The 16,790-nt window shown below is 71.8% G+C and carries 13 protein-coding genes; 8 read left to right on the top strand and 5 right to left on the bottom strand.

Going from position 1 to position 16,790, the window contains the following annotated elements; genetic code table 11:
- Window positions 1-106: 106 nt before the first annotated feature.
- On the top strand, window positions 107-307 hold the full coding sequence (locus tag W5W_RS0107425; protein WP_154650268.1) for a hypothetical protein: 201 nt from the start codon (window positions 107-109) through the stop codon (window positions 305-307).
- A 36-nt stretch (window positions 308-343) separates the two neighbouring features.
- Here W5W_RS0107425 and W5W_RS0107420 read toward each other — a convergent pair whose 3' ends face one another.
- From W5W_RS0107420 to ileS, 5 genes are all read right to left on the bottom strand, one after another.
- Window positions 344-1,738, bottom strand: coding sequence for an ABC transporter permease family protein (locus tag W5W_RS0107420; protein WP_017194938.1), 1,395 nt, complete (start codon window positions 1,736-1,738; stop codon window positions 344-346).
- Complete coding sequence (locus W5W_RS0107415) at window positions 1,735-2,472, bottom strand: ABC transporter ATP-binding protein (protein WP_017194937.1); 738 nt, start codon at window positions 2,470-2,472, stop codon at window positions 1,735-1,737. The genes W5W_RS0107420 and W5W_RS0107415 overlap by 4 nt, the downstream gene beginning before the upstream one ends.
- A gap of 143 nt (window positions 2,473-2,615) precedes the next feature.
- A complete protein-coding gene (locus tag W5W_RS0107410) occupies window positions 2,616-3,293 on the bottom strand; it encodes a response regulator transcription factor (RefSeq protein ID WP_017194936.1) in 678 nt (225 codons plus the stop codon).
- Complete coding sequence (locus tag W5W_RS0107405) at window positions 3,290-4,435, bottom strand: sensor histidine kinase (protein ID WP_017194935.1); 1,146 nt, start codon at window positions 4,433-4,435, stop codon at window positions 3,290-3,292. The genes W5W_RS0107410 and W5W_RS0107405 overlap by 4 nt, the downstream gene beginning before the upstream one ends.
- Window positions 4,436-4,458: 23 nt before the next feature.
- Window positions 4,459-7,812: an isoleucine--tRNA ligase gene (ileS, locus tag W5W_RS0107400; protein WP_017194934.1), complete on the bottom strand. Its 3,354-nt coding sequence runs from the start codon at window positions 7,810-7,812 to the stop codon at window positions 4,459-4,461.
- 1,424 nt (window positions 7,813-9,236) lie between these two features.
- Here ileS and W5W_RS0107395 point away from each other — a divergent pair.
- The 7 genes from W5W_RS0107395 to W5W_RS0107365 are packed head-to-tail and all read left to right on the top strand — an operon-like array spanning window position 9,237 to window position 16,717.
- Window positions 9,237-11,000: a nitrite/sulfite reductase gene (locus W5W_RS0107395; RefSeq protein WP_008734283.1), complete on the top strand. Its 1,764-nt coding sequence runs from the start codon at window positions 9,237-9,239 to the stop codon at window positions 10,998-11,000.
- Window positions 10,997-11,818: a phosphoadenylyl-sulfate reductase gene (locus tag W5W_RS0107390; RefSeq protein WP_017194933.1), complete on the top strand. Its 822-nt coding sequence runs from the start codon at window positions 10,997-10,999 to the stop codon at window positions 11,816-11,818. Before W5W_RS0107395 ends, W5W_RS0107390 begins: the two co-directional genes overlap by 4 nt.
- Window positions 11,815-12,795, top strand: coding sequence for a sulfate adenylyltransferase subunit CysD (cysD, locus tag W5W_RS0107385; protein ID WP_017194932.1), 981 nt, complete (start codon window positions 11,815-11,817; stop codon window positions 12,793-12,795). The genes W5W_RS0107390 and cysD overlap by 4 nt, the downstream gene beginning before the upstream one ends.
- Window positions 12,795-14,147, top strand: coding sequence for a sulfate adenylyltransferase subunit 1 (locus tag W5W_RS0107380; protein ID WP_017194931.1), 1,353 nt, complete (start codon window positions 12,795-12,797; stop codon window positions 14,145-14,147). The genes cysD and W5W_RS0107380 overlap by 1 nt, the downstream gene beginning before the upstream one ends.
- Entirely contained in the window at window positions 14,144-14,920 is a 777-nt protein-coding gene (gene cobA / locus W5W_RS0107375; RefSeq protein ID WP_017194930.1) for a uroporphyrinogen-III C-methyltransferase, read from the top strand. Before W5W_RS0107380 ends, cobA begins: the two co-directional genes overlap by 4 nt.
- 44 nt (window positions 14,921-14,964) lie before the next feature.
- Window positions 14,965-15,945 carry a sulfite exporter TauE/SafE family protein gene (locus W5W_RS14790; protein ID WP_238533279.1) on the top strand — a complete coding sequence of 327 codons (981 nt, stop codon included), beginning with the start codon at window positions 14,965-14,967 and terminating at the stop codon, window positions 15,943-15,945.
- A 4-nt stretch (window positions 15,946-15,949) separates the two neighbouring features.
- Entirely contained in the window at window positions 15,950-16,717 is a 768-nt protein-coding gene (locus W5W_RS0107365) for a sirohydrochlorin chelatase (protein ID WP_008733531.1), read from the top strand.
- Window positions 16,718-16,790: the final 73 nt, after the last annotated feature.

The following is a 16,790-nucleotide window of genomic DNA, read 5'->3' as shown; positions in this document are numbered from 1 at the left end:
GTCGAGCTGAATGTTGACTTGAGTTGAGTTGAGTATGGTCGCGGTGATGATACGGATGACCTGGACGAAGCGGACGACGGCTCAGCGTCGCATCCTCTGCCTCAGAATGGCAGGACTCTGCTTGGGCCTGATCGCCATTGCGTCCTTTCTGGGCGGTGCGATCCCCGCGCTCGGGGGAGAGCCGGCGCGGCCATGGACGCTGGTCGGCTACCCCGCGCTCTTCGGCTGCCTGGGATGCGCCTACCTCCTGCGTCGCCTCGCGTCCCGGCGCGACGACGGCTCCTCGCAACGCGACGAAGCGCACTGACCGGATCGCCTCGCACTCACTCGCCTCACCCGTGCCTCACTCGGCGGCCAGGGTGGAGCCGATCGGCGCCCGGTGGGCGCGGCGCACCGGCGCCAGGAGCACCGCGGCGAGAACCGCGAAGGACCCCAGAGCCAGCAGCACGAGTCGTCCGACGGCTGGGCTCGGCAGGAACGGCAGGCCCGCCCTGGCGAAGAACATCGCCTCGCCGAGCGCCGTGACGGCCAAAGGGATGACGGAGATGATCAGGGCGGTCCCGACGTACAGGGCCGCCTCGATCACGACCTGGGCGCGCACACCTCCGATGGTGGCTCCCGCGCAGCGGAGCACGGCGATCTCCTGCTGTCTGGAGCGGGATGCCATGGCGACCACGGCGATGGCGCCGAGCAGGGCCATGGCCCCGAGAATCGCCGCCAGGACCAGGGAATCGGACTGGTTGAGCGTCACATTCAGGTGCTCCGCCTCGATCACCGCCTCGGCCGTATCGAGGTTGGTCATCAGGGCGGCCGCGAAGGAGAAGGCCAGGGCCAGCTGGGCGATGGCGCTGGCCGCCAGGGAGCTGCGCCACAGCGCAGAGCGGCGGGCGATCATGCACGGCCCTCCGAGTCGGGCCAGAGGAGCTGACCATGCGCGCAGCAGACCTGGAATCACTGCGGGCGCGAGCAGCACGACCAGGATGGCCAGCAGCAGGGCGGCCAGCATCGCCTGACCGCCGCCGTCCGGCAGCCCATCGACACGCTTCCCGGGCCGGACCATGAGGGCCACGAGCAGCTGGACGACGCACACCAGGGCCCACGCCCCGGCCAGGATCCACCGGATGACGCCCATGCGGCGCCGTCCCGACGCGGCAGTAGCGGTGCGGACCGCCTCGGTCGCCGGAGTGCGCACGGCGGTGCGCGCCGGGCCGATCGCCCCGATCACGGCGACGCCGACGACGGAGACGATCGTGAGCAGGACCGTCGACGGCGTCTGGGCCACCTCGATCCGTCCCATGCGCTGCGCCGCCATGCGCGTGAGCACCGCGGCGAAGGGCTGGTCCACCACGGCCCCCACCAGGATGCCGGGCAAGCAGGACACCACCGCCACCACGACCACGGTGGCGATGACGCCGACGAACACCTGCCGGGGCAGGGCGCCGGCCAGGCGCCATCTGGCCCAGTCCGTGCGCAGGGCCTGCACGCAGGACTGCCCGACGACCGCCACCACCGGGATCGCCACCATCGCCGAGTAGACGTACACCGATACGCCGGGCACCACCAGCTCCGCCGGTCTGACGCCCGCGGCCCGCGCCGCGGCGACCACGTCCGGCCGGGTGACGGTCATCCGGTGCACCAGGCAGACATCGACGAGGGCCGCCGCGAAGGCCAGCACCATCAGCGTTCCCGACCAGGCCCGCCACTGAACGGCCAGGGCGCGCAGCGTGTAGCGGATCATGCCGCCTCCCCCGCTTGGTTCATCACGGTCAGCAGCTCGTCGGGGGTGGCGCCGCAACGGCGGCCGACGCTCACTCCGTCGCGCATGACGAGCGCCGTCTCCGCCATGGCTGCGGCCCCCAGGTCGTGGGTGACCAGCACGACCGCGGCGCCCTCGTCGGCCAGGCGCCGCAGCTCGGCCAGGACGAAGGACGCCGAGCGCGTGTCCAGGGCCCCGGTCGGTTCATCGGCGAACACCACCGGCGGGCGGCGGTAGAGCACCCTCCCCAGGGCGACGCGCTGCTGCTCCCCGCCGGAGAGCGTCGTCGTGACCGCGTCGGCGCGCGCCTCGAGGCCGAGCCCGGCGAGGACTAGCTGCGCGCGCGTCCGATCGGGCCTGCGGCCCGCCAGGGTGTCGCTGATCGTCAGATTCTCCCGCACGCTCAGGTAGGGCACGAGGTTGTAGGCCTGGAAGACGAAGCCGACCCGGTCGCGGTACAGCTCCGCCACGCGCGCGGCCGACAGCGCGCCCACGTCGCGTCCCATGAGGATGACCCGGCCCGAGGACGCCGGCTCGAGCCCCGCCAGGCACAGCAGGGCGGTGGACTTGCCCGACCCGCTGGGGCCCACCAGCGCCGTCACCCCGCCCGCCTCCATGGCGCAGGTGACGCCGTGCAGGATCTCGATCGGCCTCCCGCCGGGAGTCGGGAAGGACTTGCGCAGCTCGTGGGCCTCAACGGCCGGGGTCGGTCTCATGCCCCCATGTCAGCCCAGTGCACCCGCGAGCGCAGTGGGCCTGCGTGCCCGATCGTGGTGGGGAAAACCCCACCACGGACTCAGGACTCTGCCGGGCGCCGCCGATCGGGGTCGGAGCAAGTCGGGGTCGGAGCCGGTCCGGGTCAGGGATGCTCGAGGAAGGCCAGCACGGCGAGGACCCGCCGGTTGCCCTCGCGCTGGGACAGGCCCAGCTTGTCGAAGATGGCGCCGATGTGCTTGACGACCGCACCGTCGGACAGGTGCAGCGCCTCGGCTATCCCGCGGTTGGTCTCCCCCGCCGAGACGTGCTGGAGCACTTCCCGCTCCCGCGGCGTCAGGCGCTCCAGGCGATCCTCGCGGCGGCGCATGAGCGCGCTGATGACCTTGCGGTCCACGACCACCCCGCCGGAGGCCACGGTCTGGAGCGCCTGCATGAACTCGTGTACGTGAGAGACTCGATCCTTGAGCAGGTACCCGACGCCGCCGGAGCGGGGGTCGTCCTCGGCGGAGTCCAGGAGTCGTTGCAGGTACTCGTTGCCCAGGTACTGGGACAGGAGCAGGATCGGCAGGTGCGGGCGATCCCGACGCAGCTCGATGGCGGCGCGCAGGCCGTCGTCAGTCCTGCCCGGCGGCATGCGCACATCGGTGATGACCATATCCAGTGGAGCATCCAGTGGAGCAGTGGGATCACCGCGCTTCACCACGTGGACCAGCTCTGTAGCGGTCGCCACGGACGCGACGACGTCGTGCCCGGCTCGCTCGAGCAGCATGACCAGGCCCTCGCGCAGCAGCGCCTCGTCCTCGGCCAGGACAATCCTCATCGCTGCTCTCCCGTCGGGATGCGGACGGTGATGGTGGTCGGCCCGCCGTCGGGGCTGACCGCCTCGAAAGTACCTCCCAGACGGCGGGCACGGGCCGCCATTCCGAGAATGCCCTGCCCCGTCGGGGCGGCACCGCCCCCGCCGTCGTCGCGCACAGTCAGCAGGACGGCGCCGTTCTGGGCGCCGATGCACTCCACGTGCGCCTCAATGCGGCTGCATCCGCTGTGCCGAATCGCGTTGGTGATCGCCTCGGAGGCGATGAGGTACAGGTTCTCGGCGATCTCATCGGGAGGCGACGGCGCCCCCTCCCCACCGGCCCAGATCACCTGAGTCGGGATGGGCAGGCCGGCGGCGAGCTCCTCCAGAGCGGCCCGCAGCCCCTGCTCGGCGAGGGTTCTCGGGGTCAGCCCGTGGGCCGCCTCCCGAACCGCGTCGGCGGCGGCGTCGATCTGCTCGCGCAGCTCGCCGAGGGTCTCGCGCGCCTCCGCCCCCGATGCGCCCTCGAGGCCGGCGAGCCGAAGCTCGAGGAGCCCCAGGCGGAGGCCGGCCGCGCTCAGGTGCAGCTGCGCGCCGTCGTGAAGGCGCTGCTCCATGAGCCTGCGCTCCAGGATGAGGCGATCCTCGGTCTCCACGGCCCTATCGACGAGGGCGTCGACCTGCTTCTGCAGCTGCTCGGCCCGCGGGGAGAGCAGCGCCGTGGACAGGCGCGCCAGCCCCGACGCCGCCCCGATCACGAGCCACGGGAGCAGGCACGCGCCGATGAGGCCGACGAGGACTATCAGGCAGCGCCCCACCGGAGAGGGCAATGCGCCGCCGGCATCGGCCTGGGCCCGGAACGGCTCGATGAGGGTGAGCTGCGCCGCGGTGCGCAGCATCGCCACCGCGATCGTCCCCAGGACCGCCACCACGGCGAGGACCAGGACGAAGGCGGCCTCGCGCAGACGCCCCGCCCAGCCCGCCGCCCGGGGCGCGATCGGCGGGAGGCCGGCCAGCGTCACCAGCCGGCGCTCGGCGCCCGCCCATGCCGCCGCCCAGACGGGCAGCAGCACGACGGTGCTCGCGAACAGCCAGGTGAGCCAACCGGCTGCGATCTCCACGACGAGGTACGCCAACGACGTCCACGGCCGACGCGTGCCCAGCACTCGGAGTGGAGCACGGAGCAGGCTCAGCCCTCCGCCTTCGCAACGGAGGCACTGGCCTGATCGGCCTGCGGGTCGGTCAGGACATTCGCGGCCACGCACCCGGTCTCCCCCTTGATCAGGTCCAGGTGCGCACCCGTCCAGGCACCCCTGTCGGCCGGAACCGTCAGGGTCAGCTCGATGCGATCGCCCACGTGCAGCCCGGCGGCCTTGCGCTCGTCCTGGACGAGCCGGATCAGGTCGCGCGCCCAGCCCTCGGCCTCCAGGGCGTCGTCCAGTGCCGTGTCCAGGACGATGAAGGCGCCCGAGCCGATCATGGTCGCGGCCAGGGAATCGTCATCGACCTCGATCCGACTGGTCAGGGTGAAGGAGCTCTCCTCGGCCTCGAGCACCACGGGCGCACCGCCCACCAGGACGTCGTCGAAGCGCACGTCCCCGTCCTCGGTCAGCGTCCACTCCCCCGCCTTGACGGCCGCGAAGAGCTTGCTGGTCGCCTTGCGGACATCGGGGTCGAAGGCGCGGGGGTTGAGGGTGAGCTGCTCGGTCACCTCGTAGCCGGCGTCCGCGGCGTCGAGCACCCGCACCTCCTTGACGTTGACCTCCTCAGCGATCAGGTCGCGGAAGGGCGCCAGAGCGGCGGGATCGGTCGTGGCCACGGTGAGCGAGCGCAGCGGCTGGCGCACGCGCAGCTTCTCGGCCTTGCGCAGGCTCAGCGCCGCCGAGACGGCGTCACGGGCCTCGTCCATGGCGGACACCAGGGCGGAGTCGGCCACGTGCGCGGGCAGGACCGGCCAGTCGGTCAGGTGCACGGAGCGCTCCCCCGTCAGGCCGCGGTAGATCTCCTCGCTGGTCAGCGGGGTGAGCGGAGCCATCACCTGCACCAGGACCCGCAGCACGGTGGCCAGGGTGTCGAAGGCCGGCCGGCAGACCGCGGCGTTGGCCCCGTCGGTGAAGCGGCTCCGCGAGGTGCGCAGGTACCAGTTGGTGAGCACGTCGAGGAACTCGCGCACGGTGGCGGTGGCGCCGGTGACGTCGTAGGCGCTCATCTGCGCGCTCACCGTGGCGGCCAGGTCCTTGGCGCGGGCCAGGATGTAGCGGTCCATGACGTGCAGGGAACCCTTCCTGCCGAACAGGCCCGCGTCGTCCAGGTCCACCCCGGCGGTGACGTAGCCGCGACCGTCGTCGGCCTGTCCCGCGTACAGGGCGAAGAAGTACCAGACGTTCCACAGCGGCAGCAGCACCTGGCGCACGGTGTCGCGGATGGCCTTGTCGGTGACCACGAGGTTCCCGCCGCGCACCACAGGGCTGGACAGCAGGAACCAGCGCATGGCGTCGGCCCCGTCGCGGTCGAAGACCATGGAGACGTCGGGGTAGTTGCGCCGGGACTTGCTCATCTTCGCCCCGTCGTTGCCCAGGAGGATCCCGTGGGAGACGCAGTTGGTGAAGGCGGGCCGGTCGAACAGGGCGGTGGCCAGCACGTGAAGGGTGTAGAACCATCCGCGGGTCTGACCGATGTACTCCACGATGAAGTCGCCGGGGTAGTGGGACTCGAACCACTCGACGTTCTCGAAGGGGTAGTGCACCTGGGCGAACGGCATGGAGCCCGACTCGAACCAGCAGTCCAGGACGTCGGGGATGCGGCGCATCATGGACTTCCCCGTGGGGTCGTTGGGGTTGGGGCGTACCAGGGAGTCGATGAAGGGGCGGTGCAGGTCGGTGACCTCCACGCCGAAGTCGCGCTCGAGCTCTTCGAAGGAGCCGTAGACGTCCTCGCGCGGGTAGCGCGGGTCGTCCGAGCGCCATACCGGGATGGGGGCGCCCCAGAAGCGGTTGCGGGAGATCGACCAGTCGCGGGCGCCGGCCAGCCATTTGCCGAAGATGCCGTCCTTGATGTGGCCGGGGAACCAGTCGATCTCCTGGTTGAGCTCGACCATGCGGTCGCGGATGGCGGTCACGCGCACGAACCAGGAGGAGACCGCCTTGTAGATGAGCGGCTTGCGGCAGCGCCAGCAGTGCGGGTAGGAGTGCACGTAGGAGGCCTGGCGCACCAGGACGGCGCGCTTGTCGGCAGCGCGGCGCGCCAGGGGGCCGCTGCCGTCGCGCAGGTCGGCCACGATCGGCTTATTGGCCTCGAAGACCTGGAGCCCGGCGTAGTCGCCGACCTCCTCGGTGAAGCAGCCGCCGTCGTCCACGGGCACGACGGTCTCGATGCCGGCCTCGGTGCAGGCGATCATGTCGTCCTCACCGAAGGCGGGGGCGATGTGGACCAGGCCGGTGCCGTCGGTGGTGGTGACGAAGTCGGCAGTGATGATGCTCCAGGCGTTCGGCCCGGGGGCGGCACCGGCGGCACGGTGGGCGTCATCGTCGAAGTAGTCGAAGATGGGGTGGTAGCGCAGCCCCTCCAGTTCCGCACCGGTGCGGGTGGCCACGATCCGCGGGTCCTCGCCGAGCTCGCGCTCGTAGGCGCCGATCAGGTCGGTGGCGATGACCACGCGCTCCCCGGCCAGCGGGGAGTCGAGGCCGGGGGCCACGGCCACGGTGGAGTACTCCACGTCCGGGCCCACCGCGATCGCGGAGTTGGAGGGCAGGGTCCACGGCGTCGTCGTCCAGATCAGGAGCAGGTCGCCGTCCTCAGCGCGAAGGCCCACCGTGACGGTGTTGTCCTGGCGGTCCTGGTAGATGTCGTCGTCCATCTTGAGCTCGTGGTTGCTCAAGGGGGTGCGGTCGTGCCAGCAGTAGGGCAGCACGCGGTAGCCCTGGTAGGCCAGGCCCTTGTCGTAGAGGGACTTGAAGGCCCACAGGACGGACTCCATGTAGGTGGGGTCGAGGGTCTTGTAGTCGTGCTCGAAGTCGACCCAGCGCGCCTGGCGGGTGACGTAGTCCTCCCACTCCTCGGTATAGCGCAGCACGGAGGAGCGGCACTCGGCGTTGAACTTCTCGATGCCGATACCGCCGGGACGGGTGATCTCGGTGACGTCGTCGAGGCCGAGCAGGCGCTGGGCCTCGAGCTCGGCGGGCAGCCCATGGGTGTCCCAGCCGAATCGGCGCTCGACGCGCTTGCCCATCTGGGTCTGGAAGCGTCCGACGGCGTCCTTGACGTAGCCGGTCAGGAGGTGGCCGTAGTGCGGCAGGCCGTTGGCGAAGGGCGGGCCGTCGTAGAAGACGAACTCGTCGCAGGGCTCGTTGCGGTTGTCGATGGAGGCCTGGAAGGTGCCGTCGGCCTTCCAGTAGGCGAGGACGTCCTCCTCGATGGCGGGGAAGGACGGCGAGGGCTCAACCGCCTGGCCGGGCCGGTGCAGGGGGTAGAAGGCGGCGCCCGTGTGGGCGGTGGTCGGCTCGGCGGTGCCGGCCGTATCGGCGGTAGCGGCGGTATCAGCCATCGGGGTCTGCCTCGTGTCTCGCTCGTGAACATCTGCGTCTCACGAGGACGACGCCGCCCCCGCCGGTCCCGGCTGGCAGCCGGCGCGGGGAAGGGCACCGCGGTACCACCTCGCTTGCCGCGCACCTCGCCCGCGGGGTGGACCCCTGAGGCACCGCCGCCGCGTCAGAGCCGCGACGGCGGGCGGTGCGCGACCGCTCGTGCGGGGCTGTACGGGCCCCTCCCGCCCGGGTCTAGTGGGGCGCATGCCGACCCGGGCCGATCGGCTGATTGAGGCCGATGATGTCGACTGGTCGGCAGGCACCTGTTCTTCCGGGAGGCTCGCCGGTGATGCCCGGACTCGTCGTGCGCACAGTGCAGACGACGTTCCGGCCGGGTCAGCGCCTGGATGCCAGGGAGTGTAATCAGACCCGGGCGGCCCGGACCAGCCGCGAGCCCCGGTCGGCGGCGTCATCCTCGACACACCCTGAGGCACCGTTGAGGCAGCGCTGACACATGACACACGACGCGCTGCGCAGCGTCCGATCGCAGCCACGAACCGCGGCTCGCCTCGGAGCCCACCGGATCCGCCCGACTCGGGAGGCTCGGGAGGCTCGGGAGGCTCGGGAGGCTCGGGAGGCTCGGGAGGCTCGGGAGGCTCGGGAAACCATGTCGAGCCGGCCGCCGGCGGCGAGGCCGGCCCAGCCAAACGCGGACAACAGCGCAAAGCCCCAGCGTGAACGTACTTTTGCGATGTGAACGTACTTTTCTCCCATTCCACTGGGGCTAAAGCTCAGTGGAATGGGAGAAAAGTACGTTCACGTGACGAAGGTACGTTCACGTTCCGGCGCGTCCCAGGTAGGACCGCACGACCTCGACGGCACCCCATCCTCAGCCTCACGGCACAAGCAAGTGGCCCACCGTGGTGACGGCGACCTCCGGCGCCCCATCCTCAGCCTCACGGCGCTGCGCCGGCCCTCTTCGTCGCTCCTCACCCCTCTCCCCTCTCCGGCGTGACACAGGCCGCACGGCGCACTGTCGGGTTCCGCTCTGGAGACCACCCCGATTCCGCAGGATGAGATTCTTCGGGATTTTCGTGGTTCATCCCAATGACACAGCGTCATCTTGCGAGGTTCCCTACCTGTAGAGCCACGCGTCGCCCTCACTAGCGTCAGTGGCATGACCGCAGCACGCCGTACCGCCGCCAGGGGCATCCCGGAGAGGATCGGCCCCGCGACGCAGCAGCGTGCCCACGGACGAGTCATGTGTTGTCAGGCCTGACAGGCGCCTGACCGCAACGGCACGACCGCACACGGATCCGGCGCAACGAGGCGTCCGGGGCCGCACAGGCGCGTGCGAGAGGTGGAGCCATGACGGCCACCGCCATGGACCGCGGCGAGAACCGCCACCGGACGCTCATCGATCCCGCTTTTCTCGGAGAAGGACATGAGCACCACCACCCGCACCCGGCCTGCGCGCGAGCGCCCCATCACGGCCCGCCGCTCCGTCCCGGATGCCGCCCCCGGAGCCCGGCGCGACGTCCGCCCGCCGCGCCGGGGCCGCTCCAACGGCCAGTGGCTCGTCGATGGCCGCGAGCCGCTCAACGACAATGAGGCCCTCAAGCAGGACGGGAATCCGCTGGGCGCCCGCGAGCGCATCATCGCCGACTACGCCGCGGGCGGCTTCGGCTCCATCGACCCCACCGATCTGCACGGCCGTTTCCGATGGTGGGGGCTGTACACCCAGCGCAAGCAGGGCATCGACGGCGGCAGAACCGCCCAGCTCGACGTCACCGAGCTGGAGGACCACTACTTCATGCAGCGCATCCGCATGGACGGGCAGACGCTGTCGGTGGGCCAGATGCGGGTCATCGGCACCGCCTCCAACGAGTTCGCCCGCGGCACTCTGGACATCACCGACCGTCAGAACCTCCAGCTGCACTGGCTCGAGATCGAGAACATCCCCGAGCTGTGGCGGCGTCTGGACGACGTCGGACTGACCACCGTCGAGGCCTGCGGGGACACCCCTCGGGGCTTCCTGGTCTCACCGGTGGCCGGCATCGAGCCGGAGGAGGTCATCGACCCCTCCGAGGCGGCCCGGGCGATCCACGACGCCTACCTGGGCGACCCGGAGATCGCCAATCTGCCGCGCAAGTTCAAGACGGCCTTCACCGGCTCCCCTACTCTCGACGTCCTCCACGAGATCAACGACATCTCCTATGTCGGCGTCGACCACCCCGAGCTCGGCCCCGGCTACGACCTGTGGATCGCCGGCGCCCTGTCCACGGCGCCGTTCCTGGGCAGGCGCCTGGGGGCCTTCGTACGCCCCGACCAGGTCGGCGACGTGTGGTGGGGCGTGGTCCGCATCTTCCGCGACTACGGCTACCGGCGCCTGCGCAACAAGGCGCGACTGAAGTTCCTCATGGCCGAATGGGGTCCCGAGCGCTTCCGCGAGGTCCTGGAGGAGGAGTACCTCGGCTTCCGCCTCGCCGATGGGCCGGCCCCGCGCCCGCCCCGCGGCGAGGCCGACCACCTGGGCGTGCACCTGCAGCGGGACGGCGCCTACTGGATCGGCGGAAAGCCCCCGGTGGGGCGCCTGTCTGGGGACATCATGCTGGGCCTGGCCGACCTAGCGGAATCGATGGGATCGGACCGGGTGCGCACCACTCCCCTGCAGAACATCCTGCTGCTGGACGTGCCCGGGGACAGGATCGAGGATGCCGTCGCCGGATTGAGGGCTCTGGGCATCGAGCCCGACCCCGGCCCCCTGACCCGCTCGATGCTGGCGTGCACCGGCCTGGAGTTCTGCAAGTTCGCAATCGTGGAGACCAAGGCTCTGGCCGCGCGGGTGGCGGCCGAGCTCGACGAGCGCCTGGCCGACACCGACCTGGAGCGCCCGCTGACCGTCAACATCAACGGCTGCCCCAACTCCTGCGCGCGCATTCAGACCGCCGATGTCGGCCTCAAGGGCCAGATCATCACGGTCGACGGCGAGCGCGTGCCGGGCTTCCAGGTCCACCTGGGCGGATCCCTGGCTCGCGAGGGCCGGCCCGAGGCCGAGATCGGGCGCACGGTGCGCGGGCTCAAGGTGCCCGCCGCCGGCCTGACCGATTACATCGAGCGCCTCGTGCGCCGCTACCTCACCCAGCGGGATGACGAGGAGAGCTTCGCCCAATGGGTTCATCGAGCCGATCAGGAGGCCCTCCAATGACCGTCATCAGCCCCCTTGCCCCGAATCGCGCCGACCCCGCCGGGCCGGCCGGGGCCGCCCGCAACCGCTTCGGGCGCGCCACCGCCCGGGGCGCCAACGCCCCGCGCCCGGCCGATGCCCCCAGGCGCGACGAGGACGAGCTGCGCGCCCTGGCCGCCGCGGGCGTCGCCGAGCTCGGCGACGACGCCCCCGCCGCCGAGGTCATCGCCTGGGCGGCCCGCACCTTCCCGGGCACGCTCGCGGTGGCCTGCTCCATGGCCGACGCCGTCCTGCCGCACGTGGTCTCCCGGGTCCTGCCCGGCGTCGACGTCCTCTTCCTGGACACCGGGTACCACTTCACGGAGACCGTGGGCACCCGCGACGCGGTGGCCGCCACCATGGACGTCACCGTCGTCGACGTGACTCCCGAGCTGAGCGTGGCCGAGCAGGACGAGCGCTTCGGGCCGCGCCTGTACGCACGCGATCCGGGCGCGTGCTGCCGCCTGCGCAAGGTCGAGCCCCTGGCCCGCGCGCTGGCCGGGTACGAGGTCTGGGCCACCGGGGTCCGCCGCGAGGATGCGCTCACCCGCACCGCCACTCCGCTGGTCACCTTCGACCAGACGCACCGGATCGTCAAGATCAATCCGTTGGCGGCCTGGACCTTCGAGGAGCTGCTGGCCTACGCCGCCGAGCACGACGTCATCATCAACCCGCTGCTGGCCGACGGGTACCCCTCGATCGGCTGCGCGCCCTGCACCGCCCGCGTGGCCCCCGGCGAGGACCCCCGCTCGGGGCGCTGGGCCGGCTTCACCAAGACCGAATGCGGGATCCACCTATGAGCGCCCCGACCGTCGCAGGGTCCTCACCCGCCATCCGGGACGACACCCGGAACGACATCCGGGACGGCGCGAGCCCGGGCATCCGTCCCCTCGACCAGCTCGACGCTCTGGAGGCCGAGGGCATCGCCGTGATCCGGGAGATCGTCGCCGAGTGCCGTCGCCCCGTGCTGCTCTTCTCCGGAGGCAAGGACTCGGTGGTCATGCTGCACCTGGCCGCCAAGGCCTTCTGGCCGGCGCCCGTCCCCTTCCCCCTGCTGCACGTGGACACCGGCCACAACTTCCCCGAGGTACTGGCCTACCGGGACGCCACCGCCGAGCGCCTCGGAGTGCGCCTGGTCGTCGCCGGCGTCCAGGACTACATCGACGACGGGCGCCTGCGCGAACGCGCCGACGGCACGCGTAATCCCCTGCAGACCCTGCCCCTGCTCGACGCCATCGAGGCCGGGGGCTTCGACGGGGTCTTCGGCGGCGGGAGGCGCGATGAGGACAAGGCGCGCGCCAAGGAGCGGATCGTCTCGCTGCGCGACGAGTTCGGGCAGTGGGACCCGCGCAATCAGCGCCCCGAGCTGTGGGACCTGTTCAACCCCCGGCACGCCCCGGGCGAGCATGTACGCGTCTTCCCGCTGTCGAACTGGACCGAGCTGGACGTGTGGCGCTACATCGAGCGCGAGGACATCGTCCTGCCGAGCCTGTACTACGCCCACGAGCGGGAGGTCTTCTCCCGCGACGGCATGTGGCTGCCGGTCAGTGCGGTGACCCGGCCGCGCGACGACGAGGAGGTGCGCACGCTGACCGTGCGGTACCGCACCGTGGGCGACATGTCCTGCACCGGGGCGGTGGAGTCCGCCGCCGCCACGAATCACGAGATCGCCGTCGAGGTAGCGGCCTCCGTCCTGACCGAGCGGGGCGCCACGCGCGCCGACGACCGCCTGAGCGAGGCCGCCATGGAGGACCGCAAGAAGGAGGGGTACTTCTGATGACCACCACCGGCTCGCTGCTGCGCCTGGCCACGGCCGGCAGCGTCGATGACGGCAAGTCCACCCTCGTGGGCCGTCTCCTGTTCGACTCCAAGGCCGTTCTGCGCGATCAGCTGGCCGCCGTCGAGCAGGTCAGCCTGGAGCGGGGCCTGACCGGCGCGGACCTGGCGCTGCTCACCGACGGCCTGCGGGCCGAGCGCGAGCAGGGCATCACCATCGACGTCGCCTACCGCTACTTCGCCACCCCGCAGCGCTCCTTCATCCTGGCCGACTGCCCCGGGCACGTGCAGTACACGCGCAACACGGTCACCGGCGCCTCCACGGCCGACGCCGTCGTGCTGCTGGTGGATGCCCGCCACGGGGTGGTGGAGCAGACCCGGCGCCATCTGGCGGTGGCGGCGCTCCTGAAGGTCCCCCATGTTGTGGTCGCGGTCAACAAGATCGATCTGGTCGATTTCTCCGCCGAGGTCTACGCGCGCACGGCCGAGCAGATCGAACGGGTCGCTGCGGCGCTCGGGGTCGCGGATGCGCACGTCCTGCCCACCTCCGCGCTTGCAGGGGACAACGTCGTGGAGCGCTCGGGGCGCACCCCCTTCTACAACGGTCCCGCCCTCCTGGAGCTGCTGGAGTCCATGCCCGCGGACTCGACTCAGGCCGATCGCGCCCTGCGCCTGCCCGTTCAACTGGTCATCCGCCCGCAGAGCGCCGCCGCCGAGGGGCTGACCGATTACCGCGGCTACGCCGGGCGGATCAGCGCCGGCGCGGTGGAACTCGGCGATGACGTCGTCGTCCTGCCCTCGGGCAGGCGGACCACGGTGACCGGCATCAACCTGGGAGCGCAGCCCGTCCCCGCGGCGCGGGCCGGGCAATCGGTGTCCCTGGAACTGGCCGACGACATCGACATCGCCCGCGGCGATCTCATCGCGGCGGGCCACGGCTTCCCGCCGCTCGTGCGCGAGGTCGAGGCGCACGTTGCCTGGCTGTCCGAGCGCCCCCTGCACGTGCGCGATCGGGTCCTGGTCAAGCACGGCGCCCGCACGGTCCGGGCACTCGTGGCGGGTATCGAGGGCGTCCTGGAGCTGGACGACCTGGCGATCTCGCCCGCGGACGAGCTCGCCCTGAACGACATCGGACGCCTCCGCCTGCGGCTGGCCGAGCCGCTTCCCGCCGCCGACTACGCCACGTCACGCGCCGACGGCGCCTTCCTGCTCATCGATCCGCAGGACGGCTGGACCCTGGGGGCCGGCATGGTCCGCGATCCCAAGGCCCTCGAAACTCCCGGAATTCCCGTTCCCCTCAAGGGCCCTGAGGATCCCGAGCAGCACAACGCGGGCGTCCGGACAGGAATATGAGCGCCTCGGCCGCCCGGGAGGGCATCCTCGATGATGAGCCGGGAGGCTGGGTCGCGCTCGTGGGCGGGGGCCCGGGCGAGCCCGGTCTCATCACGGTGCGCGGGATGGAGCTGCTCTCCCGCGCCGACGTCGTCGTCGCCGACCGCCTGGCGCCGCGGGGCCTGCTGGACGACCTGAGCCCGGGCACCGAGGTGATCGACGCCTCCAAGCGGCCCGGCAACCACCTGGTCCCCCAGGACGGGATCGATGCCCTCCTGGTAGCGCGGGCCGAAGCCGGGCAGCGGGTGGTGCGCCTCAAAGGCGGCGACCCCTACGTGCTCGGCCGCGGCGGCGAGGAGGCGCGGGCCTGCCGTGCAGCCGGCGTGAGAGTCGAGGTCGTCCCCGGGGTGACCTCAGCGGTGGCCGTGCCCGCGGCGGCCGGGATCCCGCTCACGCATCGCGGGCTCGCCCGCGGCTTCTCGGTCGTCTCGGCCCACGAGGATCTGATCGCCACCGTCCCGGTGCGCCGCGACCACACCCTGGTCCTGCTCATGGGCGTGCACCACCTGCGCCGCTCCACCGCCATCCTCACCGACCGCGGGGCCGATTCCGAGACCCCGGCGGCCGTCGTCGAGCGCGGGTACCAGCCCGATCAGCGGGTGACGACGACACGCCTGCGATGTCTGCCCGACGTCGCCGAGTCCGTCGGGGTCAGAGCCCCGGCGGTCATCGTCCTCGGCGACGTCGTCACGGTCAGCCCCGCCTGGAGGCACCGGCTCGTGCCCGGGGAATGACCGCCCGCTCCCACCGCACCCGCACAGACAGATCGGATCAGCCCGTGAGAAAGCTCCTCGTCCTGGCCCTTGTGGGCCTGGCCTCCCAGCTCGTCGATGGCGCCCTCGGCATGGGCTACGGCGTCACCTCCTCCTCGCTGCTCCTGCTGGTCGGGATCGGCCCCGCCCTGGCGAGCGCGAGCGTCCACCTGTCCGAGATCGGCACGACACTCATCTCGGGCACGGCCCACCACCGGCTGGGCAACACCGACTGGCGACTCGTGGCGCGCCTGGGCCTCCCGGGAGCGGCGGGCGCGCTCCTGGGCGCGGTGGTCCTGTCGCATCTGAGCACCGAGGCGGCCGCGCCCATGGCCTCGAGCCTCCTGCTGGCACTGGGGCTGTACGTCCTGGTCCGCTTCGCGGTGCGCCCTCCGGCCGGCTCCACCGTCCGGCGCAGTCCGCACTCGGTCCGGTTCCTCGCCCTGCTGGGTCTGGTCGGCGGTTTCGTGGACGCGACCGGCGGTGGCGGCTGGGGCCCGGTGGCGACCACGACGCTGCTGGCACGCGGCCGCACCGCACCGCGCACCGTCATCGGCAGCGTGGACACCTCCGAGTTCATGGTCGCCCTGGCCGCCTCGGCGGGATTCCTCGCAGGGCTGGGCACGGCCGGAATCAGCCCCGTGGTCGTGGGAGCACTGCTGGCCGGCGGTCTTGTCGCGGCCCCGATCGCGGCCTGGCTGGTGTCGAGGCTGCCGGGGCGGATCCTCGGCAGCGCGGTCGGCGGGCTCATCGTGCTGACCAATGCGCGCACGGTCCTGTCCGCTCTGCACGCCCCGGGACCGCTCATCGCCATCGCCCTCCTGGCGTTCGTGCCCGTATGGGCGCTGCTGGTCGCAACCTCGGGACGCTCAGGACGCGCAGGGCTCTCGGGATCCTCGGGGCGCGGTGCGCCCCGGCCGACCTCGACGGCGGCGGCGGAGCCGTCCCCGTGCAGGCCGGAACCGCTGGAGGACCTGGAGGGCTCCATCGTGGCACCGGCGGCCTGACCCCATGGCCGTCGAAGTGCTCGCACGGATTCCGGGTCCCGCCTCCACCACGGCGGCGCCCCGCACCCTCGTCCTGGTCGCCCACGGCACCCGTCGTTCCAGCGCCGTGCCGCTGCTGGAGCGCACGGCCGGGCGGGTCGGCGAGCTGCTCCCCGGGACGGAGGTACGCCATGGCTGGGTGGAGTTCCAGAGGCCGAGCGCGGCGGAGGCGCTGGCGGGAGACGCCGACCCCGTCGTCGTGCCCTTCTTCCTGGGCGGGGGATACCACGTCGAGCACGATCTGCCGCGCCTCATGAGCGAGCACGGCTCCGGGACGATCACCGCCCATCTGGGGCCGGAGCCCATCGTCGTGGAGGCAGCGGCGCAGCGCCTCCGGGAGGCACTGGCGCGCGAGGGCGCGGATCTGACGGAGCTCGACGGCGTGGTGTTGGCCGCGGCCGGTTCGCGTCGCCGCGGGCCGGTGGCCGAGGTGGAAACCGCTGCCCGGGAGCTGGCCCGGCTGCTCGGCGTCCCGGTGCGCCCGGCCTACCTGTCGGCGGCCCGGCCGGGCGTGCGCGAGGCCATCCGTCGTTGGCGCGCCGGGGGCGTCAGGAGCATCGCGGTCGCCGCCTATCTCCTGGCGGAGGGGCGCTTCTCCCGCGCTTTGCACAGCGCCGACGCCGATGTGGTCTCCGCTCCCCTGGGCGATCATCCCGCGATCGCGGAGCTCGTCGCCAGGCGCTATCGGGCCGCCATCGGTCAGCACTCCCGTCCTGAGCGCCTCAGAGGATAAGGTTGAGCCCCAACGACCTACCGGTCGTCCGACAACTGGTCGCTCGGTGAGAATCCGGGCGGGAGAGAGCGAG

This window comes from Actinomyces massiliensis 4401292, assembly GCF_000269805.1.
GTDB classification, from domain to species: Bacteria; Actinomycetota; Actinomycetes; order Actinomycetales; family Actinomycetaceae; genus Actinomyces; species Actinomyces massiliensis.
The sequence above is the reverse complement of the archived record's forward strand: the minus strand, read 5'-3'. Positions and strand labels throughout refer to the sequence as shown.